Origin of the sequence: Clostridium sp. UBA5988 (assembly GCF_002435615.1) — a bacterium.
GTDB lineage: Bacteria > Bacillota > Clostridia > Clostridiales > Clostridiaceae > Clostridium_J > Clostridium_J sulfidigenes.
Genome location: NZ_DJBA01000064.1, coordinates 13,447 through 36,096, shown reverse-complemented (window position 1 = coordinate 36,096; position 22,650 = coordinate 13,447). Strand labels below are relative to the sequence as shown.

19 protein-coding genes and 1 riboswitch are annotated in these 22,650 nt (G+C 32.4%); all 19 genes read right to left on the bottom strand.

Annotated features, from left to right (window positions below; genetic code table 11):
- Positions 1 to 126: 126 nt before the first annotated feature.
- The 19 genes from eno to B3J31_RS13900 all read right to left on the bottom strand — a co-directional run bounded on the left by eno (position 127) and on the right by B3J31_RS13900 (position 22,413).
- Positions 127 to 1,422 carry a phosphopyruvate hydratase gene (eno, locus tag B3J31_RS13990; RefSeq protein ID WP_035132373.1) on the bottom strand — a complete coding sequence of 432 codons (1,296 nt, stop codon included), beginning with the start codon at positions 1,420 to 1,422 and terminating at the stop codon, positions 127 to 129.
- 66 nt (positions 1,423 to 1,488) lie between these two features.
- On the bottom strand, positions 1,489 to 3,015 hold the full coding sequence (gene gpmI, locus B3J31_RS13985) for a 2,3-bisphosphoglycerate-independent phosphoglycerate mutase (protein ID WP_346867663.1): 1,527 nt from the start codon (positions 3,013 to 3,015) through the stop codon (positions 1,489 to 1,491).
- A 20-nt stretch (positions 3,016 to 3,035) separates the two neighbouring features.
- Positions 3,036 to 3,782 (bottom strand): triose-phosphate isomerase, encoded by a 747-nt coding sequence (gene tpiA / locus B3J31_RS13980; RefSeq protein WP_150845071.1) that lies wholly within the window; start codon positions 3,780 to 3,782, stop codon positions 3,036 to 3,038.
- 182 nt (positions 3,783 to 3,964) lie between these two features.
- Positions 3,965 to 5,161 (bottom strand): phosphoglycerate kinase, encoded by a 1,197-nt coding sequence (locus B3J31_RS13975; RefSeq protein WP_346867664.1) that lies wholly within the window; start codon positions 5,159 to 5,161, stop codon positions 3,965 to 3,967.
- Positions 5,162 to 5,264: 103 nt separating this feature from the next.
- A complete protein-coding gene (gene gap / locus B3J31_RS13970) occupies positions 5,265 to 6,272 on the bottom strand; it encodes a type I glyceraldehyde-3-phosphate dehydrogenase (protein WP_346867665.1) in 1,008 nt (335 codons plus the stop codon).
- A 222-nt stretch (positions 6,273 to 6,494) separates the two neighbouring features.
- Positions 6,495 to 7,535 carry a sugar-binding transcriptional regulator gene (locus B3J31_RS13965; RefSeq protein ID WP_346867666.1) on the bottom strand — a complete coding sequence of 347 codons (1,041 nt, stop codon included), beginning with the start codon at positions 7,533 to 7,535 and terminating at the stop codon, positions 6,495 to 6,497.
- A 226-nt stretch (positions 7,536 to 7,761) separates the two neighbouring features.
- A complete protein-coding gene (gene rpoN, locus B3J31_RS13960) occupies positions 7,762 to 9,147 on the bottom strand; it encodes an RNA polymerase factor sigma-54 (protein ID WP_346867667.1) in 1,386 nt (461 codons plus the stop codon).
- 165 nt (positions 9,148 to 9,312) lie between these two features.
- Positions 9,313 to 10,254: an ABC transporter permease gene (locus tag B3J31_RS13955; protein ID WP_035132387.1), complete on the bottom strand. Its 942-nt coding sequence runs from the start codon at positions 10,252 to 10,254 to the stop codon at positions 9,313 to 9,315.
- Complete coding sequence (locus tag B3J31_RS13950) at positions 10,247 to 11,323, bottom strand: ABC transporter permease subunit (RefSeq protein WP_150845077.1); 1,077 nt, start codon at positions 11,321 to 11,323, stop codon at positions 10,247 to 10,249. The genes B3J31_RS13955 and B3J31_RS13950 overlap by 8 nt, the downstream gene beginning before the upstream one ends.
- Position 11,324: 1 nt before the next feature.
- Entirely contained in the window at positions 11,325 to 12,854 is a 1,530-nt protein-coding gene (locus B3J31_RS13945) for an ATP-binding cassette domain-containing protein (RefSeq protein ID WP_150845078.1), read from the bottom strand.
- Between the two features lie 233 nt (positions 12,855 to 13,087).
- The gene (locus B3J31_RS13940) at positions 13,088 to 14,188 is read right to left on the bottom strand and encodes a BMP family ABC transporter substrate-binding protein (RefSeq protein ID WP_150845079.1); all 1,101 of its coding nucleotides are present in this window, start codon (positions 14,186 to 14,188) and stop codon (positions 13,088 to 13,090) included.
- 217 nt (positions 14,189 to 14,405) lie between these two features.
- Entirely contained in the window at positions 14,406 to 15,569 is a 1,164-nt protein-coding gene (gene grdD / locus B3J31_RS13935; protein WP_150845080.1) for a glycine/sarcosine/betaine reductase complex component C subunit alpha, read from the bottom strand.
- Positions 15,570 to 15,669: 100 nt separating this feature from the next.
- Positions 15,670 to 17,208, bottom strand: a complete 1,539-nt coding sequence (gene grdC, locus B3J31_RS13930; protein ID WP_150845081.1) for a glycine/sarcosine/betaine reductase complex component C subunit beta — start codon at positions 17,206 to 17,208, stop codon at positions 15,670 to 15,672.
- A 175-nt stretch (positions 17,209 to 17,383) separates the two neighbouring features.
- Positions 17,384 to 18,688, bottom strand: coding sequence for a glycine reductase complex selenoprotein B (grdB, locus tag B3J31_RS13925; RefSeq protein WP_150845082.1), 1,305 nt, complete (start codon positions 18,686 to 18,688; stop codon positions 17,384 to 17,386).
- 86 nt (positions 18,689 to 18,774) lie between these two features.
- On the bottom strand, positions 18,775 to 19,242 hold the full coding sequence (gene grdA / locus B3J31_RS13920; protein WP_150845083.1) for a glycine/sarcosine/betaine reductase complex selenoprotein A: 468 nt from the start codon (positions 19,240 to 19,242) through the stop codon (positions 18,775 to 18,777).
- Between the two features lie 65 nt (positions 19,243 to 19,307).
- Positions 19,308 to 20,594: a glycine/sarcosine/betaine reductase component B subunit gene (locus B3J31_RS13915; RefSeq protein ID WP_150845084.1), complete on the bottom strand. Its 1,287-nt coding sequence runs from the start codon at positions 20,592 to 20,594 to the stop codon at positions 19,308 to 19,310.
- Positions 20,595 to 20,694: 100 nt separating this feature from the next.
- Positions 20,695 to 21,024, bottom strand: a complete 330-nt coding sequence (locus B3J31_RS13910; protein ID WP_150845085.1) for a thioredoxin domain-containing protein — start codon at positions 21,022 to 21,024, stop codon at positions 20,695 to 20,697.
- 72 nt (positions 21,025 to 21,096) lie between these two features.
- The gene (gene trxB / locus B3J31_RS13905) at positions 21,097 to 22,020 is read right to left on the bottom strand and encodes a thioredoxin-disulfide reductase (protein WP_150844069.1); all 924 of its coding nucleotides are present in this window, start codon (positions 22,018 to 22,020) and stop codon (positions 21,097 to 21,099) included.
- A gap of 15 nt (positions 22,021 to 22,035) precedes the next feature.
- Complete coding sequence (locus B3J31_RS13900; protein WP_150844068.1) at positions 22,036 to 22,413, bottom strand: GrdX family protein; 378 nt, start codon at positions 22,411 to 22,413, stop codon at positions 22,036 to 22,038.
- A 126-nt stretch (positions 22,414 to 22,539) separates the two neighbouring features.
- Positions 22,540 to 22,645, bottom strand: a riboswitch (glycine riboswitch).
- Positions 22,646 to 22,650 lie beyond the last annotated feature (5 nt).

The window sequence follows — 22,650 nt, the reverse complement described above, 5'->3', positions numbered from 1 at the left end:
AACTTCACGTGCTAAACTTCTGGTAATAAATGTAAATATATATACTAAATTAATATATACTTCTAATATATAAATAAAACATCGAACAAATTTTATATTTGTTCGATGTTTTATTATAGAAATTAGTTATCTTTTTATGTTAAAGAAAGATTTTAATCCTCTAAATTCAGCCATGTCACCAAGTTCTTCTTCGATTCTTAATAACTGGTTGTATTTAGCGACTCTTTCACTTCTTGCAGGAGCTCCAGTTTTAATTTGACCTGCATTTGTAGCTACTACTAAGTCAGCTATTGTAGTATCTTCTGTTTCTCCAGATCTGTGAGAAACTACTGCAGTGTAACCAGCTCTTGCAGCCATCTCTATAGCATTTAAAGTTTCAGTTAAAGTTCCTATTTGGTTTAATTTTATAAGAATTGAGTTTGCAGTTTCTCTTTCAATTCCCATTCCAAGTCTAGAAGTATTAGTTACAAATAAGTCATCTCCAACTAATTGAATTTTTTTACCTATCTTATCAGTTAAGTACTTCCATCCTTCCCAATCTTCTTCAGCCATACCATCTTCAATAGATATTATTGGATATTTTTCACATAATTCTACATAGTAATCTGCCATCTCATGAGGAGTTAACATTCTTCCTTCTCCAGCAAGATTATATTTTCCATCTTCAAAGAATTCAGAAGATGCCGGGTCAAGTGCTATGAAAGCATCTTTTCCTGGAACATATCCAGCTTTTTCTATTGCTTCAATTATAACTTTTATTGCTTCTTCATTTGACGATAAATCTGGAGCAAATCCACCTTCATCACCTACACCTGTTCCAAGTCCTTTAGCTTTTAAGATTCCTTTTAATGCATGATAAACTTCTGCTCCCATTCTTAAAGCTTCGCTAAAAGATGTAGCTCCTGCTGGCATAACCATAAACTCTTGTAAGTCCACATTATTATCAGCATGTTTTCCACCATTTAAGATATTCATCATAGGTACTGGTAAAACTTTAGCATTAACTCCACCAATATATTGGTATAAACCAAGTCCTAAGTAATTAGCTGCAGCTTTTGCACAAGCAAGGGACACTCCTAAAGTAGCATTAGCACCTAATTTTTCTTTATTATGAGTTCCATCTAATTCTATCATAGTCTTATCTATAGCAACTTGATCGAATATATTCATTCCTATTAATTCTTCTGCTATTATGTTGTTTACATTATCAACAGCTTTTAATACACCTTTTCCATTGTATAGAGATTTATCTCCATCTCTTAATTCAACAGCTTCAAATTGACCTGTTGATGCTCCTGAAGGTACTGCCGCTACCCCTACTGTACCATCTTCTAGAACAACTTCAACCTCTACTGTTGGGAACGCTCTTGAATCTAATATTTGTCTTGCATAGACATCAATAATTTCAACATATTGTTTCATTTTTTTTCCTCCTTCATATTATGTTTATAATAAATTTAGCATGGCTAAATATTTTAACTTAACAACTTAAATTAATGATTTTCCACTCATTTCACTTGGAATATCTAATTCCATCTTTGTTAAGATAGTTGGAGCAATATCTGCAAGTATTCCTCCACTTCTAAGTGTTCCTACTTCTTTACTTACGTATGTAAATGGAACCAGATTAGTAGTATGTGCAGTCATTGGTTTACCTGTAGAGTAATCAATCATAGACTCCGCATTACCATGGTCTGCTGTGATAAACACTGTACCATTATGGTCTAGTACTTTATTTACAACCTTCCCTAAGCAATAATCTACAACTTCAATAGCCTTTACCGCTGCTTCAATAACTCCAGTGTGTCCAACCATGTCTGGGTTAGCATAATTTAATATGATTAAATCATATTCATCTTTTTCAATACTTTTTAATACTTCATCAGTAACTTCATAGGCACTCATTTCTGGTTTTAAGTCATAGGTTGCTACTTTAGGTGATGGAATCAATATCCTATCTTCACCCTTATTAGGTTCCTCTACTCCACCATTAAAGAAGAAAGTTACATGAGCATATTTTTCTGTTTCTGCAATTCTAAGCTGCTTTAGTCCTTTGCTACTAACATATTCACCTAATGTATTCTCATAACTCTCAGGTTTATAAGCTATTTGTACATCCTCAATAGTTTTATCATATTGAGTCATACATACATAGGTTACATCTAAACTTTCTCTTTCAAAACCTTTAAAATCCTTATCTTTTAAAGCTCTAGTTATCTCTCTTGCCCTATCTGGTCTAAAGTTAAAAAATATTATGGAATCTTTATTTTTTATAGTAGCTACCGGTTTACCATCCTTCACAATTACACTAGGAATTACAAACTCATCTGTTTTATTATCATGATAAGCATCGTCTATAACTGCAAATGGGGAAGTACTAGTATTTCCTTCACCTTTTACCATTGCATTATAGGCCAATTGTACTCTTTCCCATCTATTATCTCTATCCATAGCATAATATCTACCAGAAATAGTTGCAATTTCTCCTATTCCCTCACTATCCATATGGTTTTGTAACTCTTCTATAAATATTTTTGAAGATGTTGGTGATACATCTCTTCCATCTAAAAAGCAATGAACAAAAACTTTTTTTACAGCCCTTCTCTTACAAAGAGTTATAAGAGCTTTTACATGATTTATATGAGAATGAACTCCTCCATCTGATAATAATCCTATTAAGTGAACAGCTGAGTTATTTTTTAACGCCTCATCAATAGCAATATTAAAGGCTTTATTTTCAAAGAAATCGCCATCTTTAATTGATTTTGTTATTCTAGTCAATTCTTGATATATTATTCTTCCCGCACCTATATTTAAGTGTCCTACTTCTGAGTTACCCATCTGCCCCTCAGGAAGCCCTACATCTAGACCAGAAGCTGATAATGTGGTGTGAGGATATTTAGCCTTTAATCCATCGTAGTTAGGCTTATTAGCCTCTCTAACTGCATTTCCATCCACATTGTCGCTTATTCCAAAACCATCCAATATCATTAGCATTACTGGTTTTTTATTCATAATATTTGACCATCCTTTTATTAGTAATTTACAATAGCTGCGAAATCTGAAGCTTTAAGACTAGCTCCACCTATTAATCCTCCATCTATGTGTTCCTTTGACATTTGCTCTTTTATAGTTGATGGCTTAACTGATCCGCCATATTGAATTCTAACTTTATCTGCAACTTCTTCTCCGTATAACTTGCATATAACTCCTCTAATAAATCCTATTGTATTATTAGCATCATCTGCAGTTGCAGTTTTTCCTGTCCCTATTGCCCAAATAGGCTCATAGGCTATAACCATATTTTCAACTTGCTCTTTTTTTATTCCTATTAAATCTTGCTTTATTTGAGCACCTAATACTTCTTCAGTTATTCCTAATTCTCTTTGCTGTAAACTTTCACCTATACATAGTATAGGTGTAATCTTGTGATGAAAAGCAGTCTTTAATTTTTTATTAATAGCTTCATCAGTTTCATTAAAATACTGTCTTCTTTCACTATGTCCAATTATAACAAATTTTACTCCTAGTTCTTTAAGCATTAATGGAGAAACTTCTCCTGTAAAAGCACCTGACTCTTCAAAATGCATATTTTGAGCCCCAACCATAATATTGCTTCCCTTACATTCTTGAACTATTGCTGGTAAACTTAAAAAAGTGGGACAAACTACTACATCACAGCTAGCATCATTTACTAAAGGCTTTAATTCCTTAACTAAATTTACTGCTTCTTCTATTGTATTATTCATCTTCCAGTTTCCTGCTATTATTGCTTTTCTCATGATTAATCCTCCTATTAATAACTTTGCAACACATCTTTAATAATGCTAATATATTCAAGTTTTTTCCTTAAGAGACATATTACATTTTTTTCTCTAAATCAAATATAATATATTACTCTCGAAAAGGAAAGTAAATAAACAAGAATTTATCTTGTTTATTACTTTCTTTATAGATTTTACATTTATTTATCATTTAAAGCAACAATTCCTGGAAGTTCTTTTCCTTCTAAAAATTCTAAGGAAGCTCCGCCACCTGTTGAAATATGTGTCATTTTATCTCCTAGACCAAATATATTAACAGCCGCAGCACTATCTCCTCCACCAATTATTGTAATTCCATCACAATTAGCCATAGCTTCTCCTACTGCTATTGTTCCCTTATTAAAGTTTTCAAATTCAAAAACTCCCATTGGACCATTCCAAATAATAGTTTTAGATTTATCTATCACTTCCGCATATAATTCTCTTGTTTTCGGTCCTATATCTAAAGCCATATATCCATCTTGAATATTTTCATCTTCTGTTATTACTGGATTTGCATTTTTATTGAATTCCCTAGCTACTACGTGGTCTATCGGTAGATATAATTTTACTCCTTTTTCTTTAGCCTTATCCATCATCTCTAGTGCATAATCAATTTTATCTTCTTCTACCCTTGATATACCCATTTTATAATCTTTAGCTTTTAGGAAAGTATATGCCATAGCTCCTCCTATAAGAAGATTGTCTACTTTCTCTAAAAGATTATTTATTACATTAATTTTATCTGATACTTTAGAACCTCCTAAAATAGCAGTAAATGGTTTCTCAGCATTTTCTATAGCTTCTCCTAAAAACTTAAGCTCTTTCTGAATTAAATATCCACAAACCGACTGTTCTACAAACTCAGTTACTCCTACTGTAGAACAATGAGCTCTATGTGCTGTTCCAAACGCATCATTTACGAATAGATCACAAAGAGAAGCTAATTCTTTAGAATAATTTTCTTCATTTTTAGTTTCTTCTTTTCTAAATCTAGTATTTTGTAATAGTACTATATCTCCATCATTCATATCTGAAATAGTTGACTTTGCTTTATCTCCCACTACATTATCATCCGCTGCAAAAATTATCTTCTTATTTAATAGTTCACTTAATCTTGCTGCTACTGGTGATAGCGAAAGCTCTGGTTTAGGCTCCCCCTTTGGTTTTCCTAAATGTGAACATAATATAACCTTTGCATTATTGTTAACTAAGTACTCTATAGTAGGTATTGCTCCTAGAAGTCTATTTTCATCAGTAATTTTACCCTCTACTATAGGTACATTAAAATCACACCTTACTAAAACCTTTTTACCTTTCACATTGATGTCTTCTAATGATTTCTTGTTAAATGACATATTAAAATCTCCTTTTTTAAACTTATTGTAATAAAAATCTAGTTCAATCATAAATCATAGAACTAGATTTTTATTACATACCTATTTTAACACATTTTGAAGATTATAATCTATCTGCAACATATTTTGTTAAATCTGCTAGCCTATTTGAGTAACCCCACTCATTATCATACCAAGCTACTACTTTAACTAGATTATCTCCCATAACCATAGTTGATAATGCATCTACAATTGAAGATCTCTCATCACCTCTAAAGTCCATTGAAATTAATGGTTCCTCAGAGAATCCTAAAATCCCATTAAGTTTTCCTTCTGCCGCTTCTCTTAAAGCCCCATTAACCTCCTCTACGCTCACTGATTTACCAAGTTCACATACTAAATCAGTCATCGAAACTGTTGGTGTTGGAACCCTTACTGCCATACCATTTAATTTCCCTTTAAGCTGTGGTAAAACTAATGCAACCGCTTTTGCCGCTCCTGTAGTTGTTGGAATCATTGATTCTCCTGCAGCTCTAGCTCTTCTTAAATCTTTATGTGGAGCATCTAATATTTTTTGATCATTAGTATATGAGTGTATTGTAGTCATAAGACCTTGTACTATACCAAACTTTTCATCTAAAACTTTTGCAAAAGGAGCTAAACAGTTAGTTGTACATGAAGCATTTGAAATAATATTATGATTTTCAGCATCATATTTATCTTCATTTACTCCCAGTACAATTGTTATATCTTCATTTTTTGCCGGTGCGGAAATTAACACCTTTTTAGCTCCAGCTTCTATATGAGTCTTTGCTTTTGTAGCGTCTGTAAATAATCCTGTAGATTCTATTACAATATCTGCACCTTGAAGTCCCCATGGTATGTTTTTAGGATCTCTCTCTGCAAATATTCTTATTTCCTTTTCATTAACTATAATTGAATTCTCAGTAGCTTCAACTGTTCCATTGAATTTTCCATAAAGGGTATCATACTTCAAAAGATGTGCTAGTGTCTCAGGATCTGTTAAATCATTAATTGCTACAACTTCTATGTCATTTCCATATTTATCTACCAAAACCTTAAATACATTTCTTCCAATTCTACCGAATCCATTAATTCCAACTTTAACCATTATAAAATACCTCCAACATTTAATTTAATAATTTTTATATTAAAACTTAATTGATATAAATAGAGTTTTAGGAGATATCATCCTAAAAATCCTTATCTAGAGATACATTTCCTTATATATACATATTGATTCTAAAGCATATAAGCTGAAAAATCATAATATATTAATTTTAAAAACATATAAGTACTTTAATAAGTAACTCTAGGACAAAATCATTAAGTATTAACAACCAACTTTATTTAAAAATAGTTTTAAAATTTCTTTTGCCGTAGCTTCATCAGTAACTAATGTTGAATTTAATTTATCCATTTGTATAGCCATGATAGCTTCTGCCTTTTCAACACCTGCTGCTACAGCTATTACATTAGGGATATTTTCAATTCTATCTTTAGTTATTCCAATTGAAGGCATAGAATATACAACCTCACCTTTGCTATTAAAATAATGTCCATAAGCTTCTCCTATAGCTCCTAATTCTAATATTCTTTCCTTTACGTCCTTACCTAAACTTCTCTTATCACACATATCTTTAGCCAGTCCTATACCGTGGATAAGAATATTTGATTTCTCTATATGTTCAAAAGTTTCCTTAATATCTGATTCCTTAATCAACGCTTTAAAAGAATCCCTACTTATGTTATCTGGAATGTGTAATAATTCATAAGTAGCATCTAACTTATTTGCTAAAATCTCTACTAAGGTATTAGATTGTATTTCTGTTTCCTTTCCCATACCCCCTCTTCCAGGTAAAACCTTTATATTTTTATATTTAGTCATTGGAATGAAATTGTAAACTACCTCCTTAATTGTGCGTCCTCCTGTAAGGGATATTGTAATATCATCTTTAATAATACTTTTTAAATAATTAGCCGCTACCCTACCAAGTTCAGTATATAATGAGTTATCTTCTGTTACATTTCCGTTAATAACTATTACTTCTCTAATTTTAAGAATTTTCTTCAATTCCTCTTCCAAGTGATTTAACCCACTTAATTCCTTCATAAAAGCCTTAAGTCCAATAAAAACTTCATCACCTTCTTCAGTAATATACATACCAGAGGACTTAATATCAATTAACCCTTGAGTTTTCAATAGATTTGTTTCGCTTCTTACAACCCTTTCACTTAAATTTACTATGGTTGACAGCAGCCTTCTGCCTATGGGTTCTCTATACTTTATATTTTTTAATATGGTATATCGCATATCTAAAACTTCTAGCAATTCTGGCACTACCTTCTGCTGTAATTTTAATAACTTCTCCATCTTTCACCTCATTGACAAAACATGTCCCTATGGACACAATTTGTCCCATCAACATTTTAAATCCCTATTTATATTATATGACAATATTCATTGTTTGTGAAGCACTTATGTTAATTTTAGTTTTATATAAGTTATATTTCTACATTCATATACAATTTATTCAAAAAAAAATTAATTCCATATAAATCATAAAAATAAATTAATGTTTCATATGGAATATCAAAATCTATATTAATCTTTTTCGTTGAGATGAGGATTTTATTCCTAACTCCTCTCGATATTTGGCTATAGTACGTCTAGATATATCTATGCCTTTTTCATTAACAATTTTACATATAACTGAGTCAGATAGTGGTTTTGACTTGTCTTCAGATTCTATTATATTCTTTATCATATCTTTTACACTAACAGATGATATATCTTGACTTAAAATGTTTACACTATTAGTAAACAAATCCTTTATTCTCTTAATTTCCCCTGTATGAAGAGCTACATATTTATCTCTAATAGCTCTACCAACCGTAGATTCATGCATATTTAGACTATTAGCTATATATTTAATAGTCATAGGTTTTATATAATTATTCCCCTTATCTAGATACTCCTCTTGATTTTTAACTATTTCCTCCATGACTTTACACAAAGTATTTTTTCTATTTTGTATACTTTTAATCAAAAACATAGCACTACTTATTTTGTCTTTTACATAATCTATGGCTTCCGAATCATTACTGCTATTAATTACATCTTTATATGTATTGTTAATTATTAATTTAGGTAATAAATTATCATTCATTAAAACTACATATTCATCACTTATTTTTTTTATATAAACATCTGGAATCAAATATCCAATCTCTTCACCAGTAAAAAATCCCCTGGTAGGTTTAGGTTCCAATTTTTTTATTATATCTTCACATTCTTGAACTATTTTAGCCGCAACTCCAAGTTTTTTTCCTATTAATTGATATTTTCCTTTTGATAACTCATATAAATAATTATTTATTATTTCCTCAACATAATTATTCATTATATTTTTCCTATGCAGTTGAAGTATTAAACATTCACTCAGTGACCTAGCACATATTCCAGGCGGTTCAAGTCCCTGAACTATATCTACACATCTCATAGCAGAATCTTTTGAAATACTCAGTTCTTCCATTAAATTATCTATAATCTTTTCATCTAAATATCCTCTATGATCAATATTATCTACAATATATCTACAAATACACTCATCTTGTCTATCTAAATTACTATGCATAACTTGTTCTCTTAAATAATCCTTAATAGTAGGTTTGCTACTTATAAAATTAAAAGGTGATACCAAATCATCTTCTTCATGTTTGTAGTATGATCTATCATTATAATTATCCATGGCCATGTCTCTAATTAATTCTCTATACTCTCTCAACTCATTATCAACTATTTCTTCTTTAGCTGTTTCTAAATTATTTTCTACTTCCAAAACTACATTTTCTTGTAATTCCTTATCAATATGTTGTAAAAGTTCATAGGATGACATTTGTAATAACTTTATTGATTGTTGCATCTCCATTGTCATAATCAATTTTTGATCCTGTGATAGCCTTAAATCAAAGCCTAAATTCATAAATATCCCTCCTACTCATCTTACCTAATCATACCATAAAACATATGATATTTCTAACTAAATAGAGCCAAATCCATATTTCCCCGACAATAATTTATAAAAAGAGAGTTAGCCTATAACAAACTAACTCTCTAAACTATATTACAATTTAAATTAATTTAAATATTATCTACCATTCTTTTCATATGCCTCTCCTGAAGCAGCTGGAGCATTTGTTTTTCCTACAAAGCCAGCAAGTGCTAACATAGTTAATAGATATGGTATAATTGTAAATACTTCAGATGGTAGTGACCATCCAAGCCCTTGGGCAAATATCTGGAATGATTCACCAAAAGCAAATAACAGACATGCTCCAAAGGAACCAATAGGTGTCCAGTTACCAAAGATTACAGCTGCTAAAGCAATGAATCCTCTACCCGCTATCATTCCTTCTCTATATATCGGTGTAATACCAATTGATAAAGCAGCTCCACCAAGACCAGCTAACATTCCTGATAATATTACGCAAATGTATCTTACTAAGTATACATTTATTCCTAGTGTATCTGCAGCTTTTGGATGTTCTCCTACAGATCTAATTCTAAGTCCAATAGAAGTTTTATAAAGTACAAAATGAGCTACAAATACCAATACTATTGCCATTATTACAAACCAATTTAATCCAGATAAAATATCACCAATAATAGGTATATTCACAATGAATTTTGGTAAGTTGTAAGGAAGAAGGGTTACCAAGTCTGTTTGACCTCCCTTTCCATTGAATAATATATATATCAAGAAACTAGCTAGAGCTGTAGCAAACAAGTTAATAGCTGTACCAGAAATAACCTGGTCTGATTTTAAGTGGATACTAAGAACTGCATGAATTAATGCAAGTAATCCACCCGCTACTAAAGCAAACACTATTCCTACTACAGGACTACCTGTTATATATGTTCCATATACAGCAAAAAATGCTCCTATGGTCATCATACCTTCAAGACCTATATTTACTACTCCTGAACGCTCAGAAAACACTCCTCCTAAGGATGTGAAGATAAGAGGTGTAGCTATTCTTAAAGTAGCTGTTATTAATGAAATGATACTAACAACAATTATATTATCCATTCATTATCTCCCCTTTCTTTTTCTTATTTCCAAAGTAAGTCACAATGTAATCTGTTGCTACAAATATAATAATTACTGATTGAATTAAAAATACTATTTCTTTTGGTATTCCACTAATTTGAAGAGCTCTTGAACTACTATTTAAAGCTCCGAACAATACGGCTGATAAAATACATGCTACTGGATTTTTCTTAGCTAACAGTGCTACTGCTATACCATCAAATCCATAGCTAGGAACTACCATAAAATCTTGAATTAAATGTTTCACACCAGCTACATGTGTAGCTCCTCCAAGTCCAGCTATAGCTCCTGATAAAACCATAGCTAAAACTGCATTCTTAGCAATATTTACTCCACCATATTCTGCACCATGAGGATTTATACCAACGGCTCTTATCTCATATCCAATGGTAGTTTTCCATAATATAAATGCCATAATAATAGCTGTTATAATACCTATAAATAAACTTGTGTTAGCTGCGCTTCCTTGAACAAACCTTGCAAATTTTGCACTTTCTTGTATCATTGGAGTTGCAGCCTTTCCTGGAACTCCGAAAGCCGTTCTAAGTATAATATAGTTAGCTAAAGCGATAGAAATATAGTTCATCATAATTGTATTTATAACTTCACTAGTTCCAAACTTTGCCTTAAGAAATCCCGGTATTCCTCCCCAAATTCCTCCAGCAACTATACCACTTACAATTATTAATGGGATGTGTACTATAGGACTTAATCCTGGTATGGTTCCTACTATGGCAGCTGCAACCATACCTAGTACAAATTGACCACCTACACCAATGTTAAATAGTCCACATCTAAAAGCTACAGCATTAGCTACACCAGTAAAAATCAAAGGTGTCACTTCCGCTAGTGTAGCCATGGTATTTCTTTGTGTTCCAAAACTACCAGTCCATATAACCGAAACTAAATCAGTTAAAGCTGTAAAATATTGAGTTATTGAATACCCTTTTGCCCACATAACAAAAAATACTGATATAAATAAAGAAAGTATAACTGCTACTACAGGAAAGAGTATAGCCTTTATTGTATCCTTAACTTTACTACTCATTTTATTTCTCTTCCCCTTTCTTATCTAAGCTTCCACCAGCCATTAATATACCCAGTTTTTGCTCATCTGCATCTTTTCTATCTAAAACATCTACTATTTCACCGTCATACATAACAGCAATTCTATCTGAAAGAGCTAAAATTTCGTCTAATTCTAAAGATACCAAAAGTACCGCTTTTCCTTTATCTCTCTCATCTACAAGTCTACTATGAATATATTCAATAGCACCTACATCTATACCTCTTGTAGGTTGAGCTGCAATTAATAACGTTGGGTCTTTAGAAATTTCTCTAGCTGCAATTAACTTTTGTTGATTACCTCCAGATAAAGCAGATGCATTTACTTCATTACTCGGTGTTCTTACATCAAACTCTTCTATAAGTGTGTCACAATGTTTTTTGATAGCCTTATAGTCCATCATAATACCTTTATTAAATTCTTTGTTTTTATGAATTCCAAGAATAGAGTTTTCAAATAATGAATATTTTAGTATAAGTCCTCTTTTATGTCTATCTTCAGGAATATGTCCAATACCTGAGTCAATAATTTCTCTAGGAGATTTTCCATATAAATCTTTTCCATTTAACAACATTTTTCCATTATGACCTTTTCTAAGACCTGTAAGTACTTCTAGTAGTTCTGTTTGTCCATTACCATCTACTCCTGCAATCCCTAAAATTTCGCCTCCATTAACAGTAAAGGAAACATTTTTCACAGCAGGAATCCCTCTTTGATCATTTGCAGATAGATTTTCAACCTTAAGAACTTCTCCTGTTAATTCAGATTCTCTTTTTTCTACTACTAAATTTACCTTTCTTCCAACCATCAACTCAGCTAATTCATCAATACTAGTATCATTAGTATTAACGATACCGGTAACCTTACCTCTTCTAATTATAGTAACCCTATCACTCATACTCATAACTTCCTTCAATTTATGAGTTATAAGAATGACAGACTTTCCTTCTCTTTTCAAATTATCTAATATTTTGCCTAGTTCCTCAATTTCTTGTGGAGTTAAAACCGCTGTTGGTTCATCAAGAATTAATATCTTTGCTCCTCTATAAAGAGCCTTAAGAATTTCCACCTTTTGCTGCTGTCCTACAGATATATCTTCAATCACAGCATTTGGATCTATGGAAAATCCATATTTATCTGACAGTTCTTTTACATCATTATAGGCTTTTTTTCTGTCTATGCGTAACCCTTTATTGGGTTCACATCCAAGTACAATATTTTCAGCTACTGTAAAGTTGTGAACTAACATAAAGTGTTGGTGAACCATTCCTATTCCAAGCTTTATCGCTTCACTAGGGTTGTTAATTTTAACTAAATTTCCATTAACATAAATATCACCTTTTTCTTGCTGATACAAGCCATAAAGTATATTCATTAAGGTAGTTTTTCCTGCACCATTTTCACCCAACAATACGTGTGTTTCTCCTTGCAATAAATCAAAGTCCACATTGTCGTTTGCAATGGTACCAGGGAAAACTTTAGTTATACCTTTCATTTCAATTACTTTTTCCATTTCCCTTCCTCCTTATAATATTACCTACGTTTACATACTACATTAAAATGCTTAATATTAGTTAAAATATCGATATGTACTTTATAGAATCCATCTCCCATTATACCATAAAAATATTTCATTGAATATTTTTTTTATTTTTCATACAACTTCATTCTAATAAAAACATATTATCAAAACTAATAAAAAAAAGCTAGATGTAAAATCTAGCTTTTTTCTTACTTTCTTCTTGCTTATTTATAATCAATAGCTTCTTGTCTTGTAGCAGGTACTTTAATTTTACCTTCTTTAATTTGAGCTTCAAACTCTTCTGCTTTCTTAATTACATCAGCAGCAGTATTGTCTTTAGTTGTTGCAGCCATACCTACTCCACCTTCAGCAATACCTAACTCAACATGACCTGCTTTGAATGTTCCATCTATAACTGCTTTTGTTGCATCGTAAGTGGCATTATCAACTCTCTTCATCATAGAAGAAAGGATAACATCCTTAAAGTCTGGAAGAGAATACGCTTGGTCCATATCAACACCAATAGCCCAAACATCTTTTCCTTCTTTCCTTAATTCTTGTGCTCTTTGGAATAAACCAATACCACATCCACCAGCTGCATGATAAATTACGTCACATCCAGCTCCATATAATGATGTAGCAAGTTCTTTACCTTTATTTGTGTCAGCAAAAGAATCTGCATATTTAACAGTTGTTCCTGGATTTTTACCGTCTGCACTTAAAAGACCTTCAGCAGCTTTTGGGTTAACAGCTTTAACACCAGCAGCAAAACCAGCTTCAAATTTATTAATTGTATCGAAGTCTTTTCCACCTATAAATCCAACTTTATTAGTTTTAGTAGTTAATCCAGCTATAACTCCCATTAAAAAAGAACCCTCTTCTTCTTTAAAAGTTACTGACATTACGTTATCAGCTTCAACTACAGAGTCTATAATACAAAGTTTTGACTCTGGGTTGTTTTTAGCTATATTTTTAACTGCATCTTCCAATTGGAAACCAATAGCTAGAGTTAGATCAGAACCACCATCTATTAAAGCTTGTAGGTTTGGTTCATAGTCTTCTTTCTTTTGAGCTTCAACTGGAGTATATTTAACTCCAAACTCTTCTACTGCTTTTTTAACTCCTTCATCAGCTGATTGGTTAAATGATTTGTCATTCAATCCACCTTCATCTGTTGAAAGACCTACTGATACTTCTGATTTAGGAGTATCTTTGCCTTCACTTGCTGTACCTTTGTCATCGTTTCCGCTGCCAGCGCAACCTACAAGTAGGGATGCAGTCATAGCAACAGTTGCCATAAGAGCAACTATTTTTTTCATTTTCATCTTAAACCCTCCTGATATAAATAAGTAATATAAATATATAAAAATTTTTATTATAGTATGTATTATAACCTAATAAAAAATTTTTATCATGTATATAAATATATTCTATATTATTTAATTTCATATATTTATATGCTGAATATACCATAATTATCCGTAAAAATCAAATAAAATTGACTGTGAGACCACAGTCAATTTTATTTTTATTATTTATATTTTAAGATACAAACTCGGCATTCTTTAATACCTGTTGAGCTTTTTCACCGTCTTCATCAGCAACAAGTACTATTGGTCCTGTACAACCCATTCCACTCTCTGAGTATATACCCTCTTTCCAAAGTGCTTTACATGCATTTTCAAGCTCTAGAATATCTATACCTGCTATAGAGAAAGTTACTACCTTTTTAGGTGGCATTTTTACCTCTTCCTCTTCTTGAGGTTTGTTAGCTTTTTTTGTAGTCTTATCTATAAATTCTTTTAATCCAGCTACATTAGCTGACTTAAACTCATCCCTAGCTATGTCTAAAACCTTATTTTCTGCACAGGTTGCGCAGAATCTTAAAGCTTCTGCAATAAGAGGTGCTCCTGAGGCTCTTGAAACTATATTAACTAATTTATCATAGTTTTCTCCAATTCCAGGACCATATCCAGCTCCTACAGTTTCATAATTTCCACCTGTTGTAAATGAAGAGAATACTTTAACTAATAAGTTTCCTGTTAATGAATCACAAACCATAACATCTGGAGTTCCTGCCAAAAGATCATTTCCTCTCATTACAGCTCCACCATCAGCTCTTAATGATTCAGTAAAGGATATGTCATATCCACCTTCTTGAGTTTCTCTTAGAATTCTTTCCACTTGTCTAGCGCCATCAAGATTCAGTATTCCAACTTTTGGATTTTTAATACCACTAGCTTTAGCTACAGATATCCCAGATATAGCATTTTTAACCATACCCTCAACTCTATTTGTAGAAGTAGTTCCTGTAGTTGTAGCTATTATCATTTCTTTCCCTTTTCCAGGAGTCATTACTTTACCTACTGTAGAAACTCCTATCGGAAAATCAAAGTGTTGTGTAACACAACCATCTAATTCTCCACATTCCAACATAGATGTCATTTTTTTATGACCTTCCTCAGCTGATTCAACTTCTATTACTTCAAAATCAGCATCTACTTTAGGTCCAATTAAAATTATATCAAAATCGCCGTATTTTACTTTTGCAAGTTCAGCAGCTTTAACCATCTCTTCGACTCCATGTTCAGAACCTAGTATAGTTAAACCTATTCTAACTTTTTTCTTGAATTGTCCGCTTTTTATTCCTGTTGCTATATCATTAAATACTTCAGCAATCATTGCTTTAGTAGCATTTTGACTCATTTCTACACCCCGTTTCTTTAATAACCTCTTATATTTAAAGAGATAAATTAGTAATTGTTAAGTTTCAGTAGGAGCAATTCCCCTTCTGAGTTTTAAGGCTCTATTTATCAGAGTTCATTAAAAAGCTTGCAAAATCCTTCATTGCATCTGCTACCATTGATTTAACTTCTTCTTTACTAACACCTGACTCATTGTCTAGTTTTCCAGTATTCTTTTCAACTAGTATAGAAACTCCATCAAATAAGTTAGTCATTCTTCCTAAGAATAAACTTCCTTTTCCTATAATCATAAAGTTATTTAAAACTCCATCTTTAATATGATCTATTCCATGTCCTACTATTGGCACTCCAGATGGGATATGTCCTTGAGTTGGAGCGTAACCTTGATATCCATGTTCTTTTATAAATCCTGGTAATTCTTTTCTATCTAATTGCCCCTTCTTAACAGCTAAAGCACCAATCATTTTATAGTTTTGAGTTGGAACATCTCCAGCTCCTGCAGGTTCAGTTATATCTGGAGTTTGCATTTCTGGTGCATACTTATCTACATCTGTTACTTTTAATCCAGCTGCTGTTAATGGATCAAGTACTAATGCTTCAAGTACAGCTTGTGGAGAAGCACCATGGCCAATTGTATGTTTTCCAATTATGTCAGTTCTTAAAATTGGACTTACTCCATCATTTTCTGAAACAAGAATAGCAAATCCTCCTAAACAATCTTCAAGTACTGGTAATTCTTTTTTTATGTGATCCTTACCATTCATTCCAAGCTTCGCAGTAGCTCCACCTGCAATAACTAATACATTTTTGAATATTCCACTCTTAACAAGTGATGCTGCATTTATTAATGCATGAGTAGGTCCTGCACAGAATCCTCTCATATCTGAACCGGTAGCTCCAGAAAGACCTACAACTTCACCTATAGATTTGGCAACGTTTCCGCCACCTCTTTGGTTCATATCTCCTATTGCTTCTTCTGAACATTCTATTATATAACCTATTTCTTCTACAGGAACATCTAAATTGTCAACTAGATGCATTCCAGCAAGTACTCCTGATGATTTAACCGCTAAATTTTCAAGCATATAGTGAGCTGAAAGGTTTGGATCAAACTCATGTGCTCTTCTTACACAACCAACAAGGTTTCCATCTACATATAATCCTTCTGCTCCAGCATTATTAACTAACTCTTCAATTTTAGCCATTTCATCCCCAGTAATTTTTTCTGCTTTTTCTTTTAGTAATGGATGCTTAGCTAATTTTTCTTTTATAGTCTCAACAAAAGATTCTTCTAATAAAACTAAGTCAAATACATCAGATATCTTCATTAATCCATAGAATTCATCTTGTGGCATTATTTCGCCGTATTTACCAAATCTATTAGAATTTTCTACATTCTTTCCAACCCATGGTCTTGGCATTTCGCCTAACTCTTCTGGTGTAATGTTTCCTATATAAGTTTGATTTGGTGCATAAGCTACAACATCCTCAAAACTTCTTAAATTATTTTTTATAGCCTTTAAATATTCTGAATCTGGATTTGTTTGTTTTTCTAATGTTTGTGTAGTTCCATTATGTATTACCATATCTGGAGTATTCACTAAAATATAAGATGCTTTCTTTATAACTGGAAAATTCATTTTTAATTCAACCTCCCTTAATAATGTGCGTTTATAATAATTTATTTTGTAATTTGCACAATCTATAATAAATAGGTACAAACTATTCATTGTACATTGTGCAAACTAGACAATGTCTTATCAATATATTTAGTAATTAGGGGTAATCCCCTAATTACTAAATTATTAATTTTAATTATTCAAATATTTTTTGTCCATCAACTTCTGTTTCAAGAGCTTTTAAAGCTTTTTCAACAAGTTTTCTTCTTAATGCATATTCATCCTCTTTTGTTAAGTTTGGATTTCCAAGTGGATGAGGAATAGCTACTGTAGGAATTATTCTGTTAGCTCCAACAGTTAAAGATACCGGAGTAATAGTACACATGTGAACTACTGGAAGTCCAGCTCTTTCTATTTCTTTAACAAGCGTTGCACCGCAACGTGTACAAGTTCCTCACGTAGAAGTTAATACAACTGCATCTACGCCATCAGCTATTAATTCTTTAGCTGCAAACTCACCATATTTTTTAGAAGATGCAACAGCTGTACCATTTCCAACTGTAGAATAGAAGTATCTGTGTAATGATCCTATTTTTCCTTCTTTTTCAAGATCTCTTAGAACATCTACTGGTATAACTCTATCTGGATCTTCATTAGCATACACTGGATCATGACCACCATGTGCTGTTTCAAAAGTTTCTCCAGTTAAATCATTAATTCCTTCTATATCATATTTACCAATTTTAGAAGCTGAAGATGACTCTATGTGATCTGGGTTTCCTTTTGGAACTATACCACCAGATGTAACTATAGCAATTTTAGCTTTAGTTATATCTTTTATTGCTGGCATTGGATCAACTCTATCAAAGTCAGGCATTTTAAATTCTGTAACGAATTCTTCACCTTTTAATTTTTTAACAAGCATATCAACTGCTCTTTTAGATCCTCTTTCAGTTGCAAAATAGTTCTTTCTTATGCCTCTTTCAATGTAATTCTCTTCTACTGGAGAACCTATTTCTTCTCCCTTAGCTAATTTAATAGCTAATTTAGCCATTTTAGGTAATGCATCTCTCATACCTACAGCACTATTTCTTGTAGAGATAAGATATACATCTTTTTTATACATGTCTGCACCTGGATTTTCAATGTACATTCCAGATAATACAGGTATATTTAACTCTTCTTTAACTGATTTACATACATCTCCACATGCAACACCATATCTTCCAGCGTTAAATGCAGGTCCAGCTATAAATAAATCTGGATTATATTTTTTTACCATTTCGATAATTTCAGCTTTTGCATCTTTTGTGTTCTCAGCAAAGTAAGAATCACCGCAAATAACTGTAGCTACTATCTCAACATCTTCTTTCTTTAATAACCCATTTAATCCAAGTCCAGGTCCTACAAACCCTTCACGAACCTCAGGTTTAAAATCAGCTTTTTCTTCTCCGCCTATTCCTGCGTAGAATTGGTTTATATAATGAACAACTTTTAACATAGGTGTTCCCCCTTTCATGGGACTTGCCCTCTAGAAATTCTATTTCTTAGGTCAATTAATTTAACATTTTCTATTAAAATTATTTATTAAAGATATTTACAGAATTGGTCTCTTACAGTTTTAACTTCATTGATGATAGCATCAACATCAAGAACCATTTCCATCATTCCGCATTGTTCGTCATAAATAGCTTCATCACATTCTGCTTTTATTTCTGGCTCTACAACGTGGAAAACAGATAAGCCAAGATCAACTCCTGCTAAAGGACCTGCGAATGTTGGGTCTCCAGCAGCAACTGTTTCAGCAGATAATCCAGATGCTTCTGCCTCTGCTCCTCCGATTACTACTACCATGTTTTCTGCACCATATTTTTCAGTTAAATCTTTAACTCTTTGTTGGATCTCCAGATCCATTGCACCTGCAGCTGTTCAGACAAAGCACTCTGTTGATGCAAAAACAACTTCTGCTCCTGCTGATTTAACACAAGCCTCTATAGCTGGTCCTGGTATTCCGTCTCTATCTCCTATACAGATAGCTTTTTTTCCTTGTAACATAGTATCTATCTCCTTTTCAATGTACTCATAATCATTAAACTAAACTTTTTAGTTATATTTTAAAATTAATATCCTTTTGCTGTTAAGTAGTTAAATCCTACTTCGCTAGTTGCTCCAGTAATAACTTGGATTTCAGCTTCAATTGATCCATCTTCTCTTAAACTTCCCATATGTCCACCAGCAATAGTATTTGCAGCATCCACATGACCAATTACTCTTTTCATAGGTGGTAAAATAATAACTTCGTTAGCATTACCTCCAGTTACTACAGCATCACCCTTTGGAGTTGAGTCTGCTAATGATTGAGACATACCATCTTGACCAGCATACTCATCTGTAACTAGAACAGTTTTAACGCCTTTAGCCGTAACCTTATTGCAGTTCATAACTAAGTCCGCATCTGGGTTTCCAAATCCTTCTTCAGAAATTATAGCAGCATCTGCTCCTAAGAATTCTACTAACTTAGCAACCATATTTGATGATCTCTCTTTATCAGCTAGATATACGTTTTCATTTGTTATAACGCAACCTAAGAAGTTAAAGTCCTTGCCATGTCTCTCATATAAATCTTCTATTATTGGATGATTCATATGAACATAAGAAGGGTTCTTATCACAAGCAGATACACAGTTTCCACTTACGATAGCTCCGTCAAATACTTCTGTTGGATAAATAAATGTAGGAATTATTTTCTTCGCATCTACACCATATACATAAGTATCATGTAATAATCCTTGTGTTTGAAGCATATATACATATACTACCTTTGGTAACTCTGGATATTGTTGAACTTGTTGTAGAAGTGGTAATGTCTCATAAGTTTTCACTTCATCAGGTTCTACATTCTTTCCTGCTTTTCCAAGGTATGTAGCTGCTTTAAATCCTATAGTTCTTACTGCTTCTTCATGATCGTGTTGTAAAATTCCTTCTTTTGGTTCACATATAATCACAAGGTTATTTGTTTTTGAGAACGGTGTATATTTAGCACCTTCTCCACTCATATCAACTATACCTTCTTGGAACCCAACTATTTTACCAGTAGTTACAACTGCAGCTCCTTTTAAAACATGTGTTCTTCCAGAACCTACTGTATCTACCTTACTAATGAAACCTGGAAATATTCCACCATTTCCTTCTACTTTAACTCTTGGTTCAACTACGTCTTTTACAGGTATTATTCTAACTTCCTCACCTGGTCTTGCAATATCAAAATCGATACTTGCAATTCTTTCGTCACCAGATACCTCGTTTAATAACTCCTCTTTGTTTACATAAAGAACTCCGTTCTCAACTTTTGTTTCTGGTCCAAATTGAAGATCCTTAATAAATATCTTTCCAATCTCTAGACGCAAAACCTTCACCTCCTAAAAATATATAGGTCACTTTTTATTTATTAGCAGATGGGAGGTAATCCTCCTCATCTAATAACCTTTTAAACCTTGAAAATTGAAATTATAATGTTTCGTAGTATTCTTTAATGAATCCTTCGATATCATCTAGTGTAGCAATTTTATCTGGAGTTATTGTAGCTACACAAGCTCCACCATTGTAAATTTTCATAGTTGGAAGTCCTAGAACTTTTTGTCCTATAGCAACTCTTCTTGCTCCACCTATGTTTAAGCTAGCAAATTTTATTTTATCTTCATACTTAGGCTCTAAATCGTGAACACCTGGCATTAAAGCTATACATATTTCACATTTATCTCCCCAAAAATCTACGAAAACTGGTTTATCACTGTTTAAAACTTCTGACTCAAAATTATCTTTGTTTAATTCTACCATTGTATTTTACCTACCTTTCAGATTATAAATATTTATTAATATATAATTTACCTAAAGTAAATAAATTATATTCTAATGTGAATTTTCTATATAATGCTCTGCATTAGTAGCTGCAATAGCTCCATCTGCTGCCGCTGTAATAACTTGTCTTAATGATTTTTCTCTAACATCCCCAGCTGCAAATACTCCTGGTATGTTAGTTCTCATTTCTTCATCAGTTATTATATCTCCTCTTTCAGTCATGTTTACTTTGCCTTTAAACAGTTCTGAAATTGGTAAATATCCAACAAATACAAAGCAACCATTAACTTCTAAAGTACTAACTTCACCAGTTTTTCTATTTTTTATAGTCAAACTTTCTAGAATTTCATCTCCGTTAGCCTCTTCTACAACAGAGTCCCAAATAAATTTGATTTTAGGATTTGCAAAAGCTTTTTCTTGTAGTGATTTAGCTGCTCTTAATGAATCTCTTCTATGGATTACGGTAACAGTTTCACCAAATTTAGCAAGATATATAGCTTCAGTAATAGCTGAGTCTCCACCGCCAATTACAGCAATATCAAGATCAGTAAAGAAATCTGCATCACATGTAGCACAATAAGAAACTCCTCTACCTCTTAACTCTATCTCATTTTTAAATCCACCAAGTCTTGGAGTTGCTCCAGTTGCAATTATTATTGTTTTAGCTTGATATTCACTTTTTCTACATTTAATAACTTTAATATCACCTTCTAAAACAGTTTCAACTACTTCGTCTTTAACAAACTCAGTACCGAAATCTTCTGCTTGTTGTCTCATTCTTTGACTTAATGTTGTTCCAGTACACTCTTCAATTGAACCTGGATAATTCTCTAGTTCGTCAGTTGTTGTTGCCTGACCACCATATTTTGCTCTCTCAATGATTAACGTTTTCATTCGTGATCTTGAAGCATATAATCCTGCTGATAATCCTGCAGGTCCTCCTCCAATTATTATAGTGTCATAAATTTGTGACATATCAATATACCTCCCTTAGTTAATAGCATGATCTATTAAGTCTGAATCTATTACTTGAAAATCTGTTAATATTTTTTCACTCCATTTGGGAGTGTTAAAATCTCTTAAAAATTTTTCTGTTGTAACTATAGCATTTTCTATGATTTCCAAAGACTGTAAATCAACCCCATTGACAACCTCCGTTGAAACACAAACAGTTCTGTAAGGAGTTTCATTGGGCTTTACGCTTCCCATCAATGGATGAGTAAGTATTCTATTACCTTTATGAATATAATTCCTTACCTTTTTTAGTATATCCAACTGCGGCACATCTATAAACTCTACTTTAAACTTTTCTTCGAATTTTTCTTTTGACATAGGATTGTTAGTTACAATAAATAATGGTTCTATCATTTAAATTCCTCCTATTAGGTGCATATAAAAAAGCATAGCGCAAAATATTAATATATTTTGCCCTATGCCTCTGTATTTTAACCTGAGAGTTTTGCTCCTTCGGTGCATATACGCTTTCCAGAGTTTTGTCCGTTTTCGGTCCTTTTGCCTGAGAGTTTCATATTTATTTGGCAAAATAAATACTTGCTTCTTCGGCTACCTAATTTAATAGATTCTCTCCCGAAAATATCATCCAAA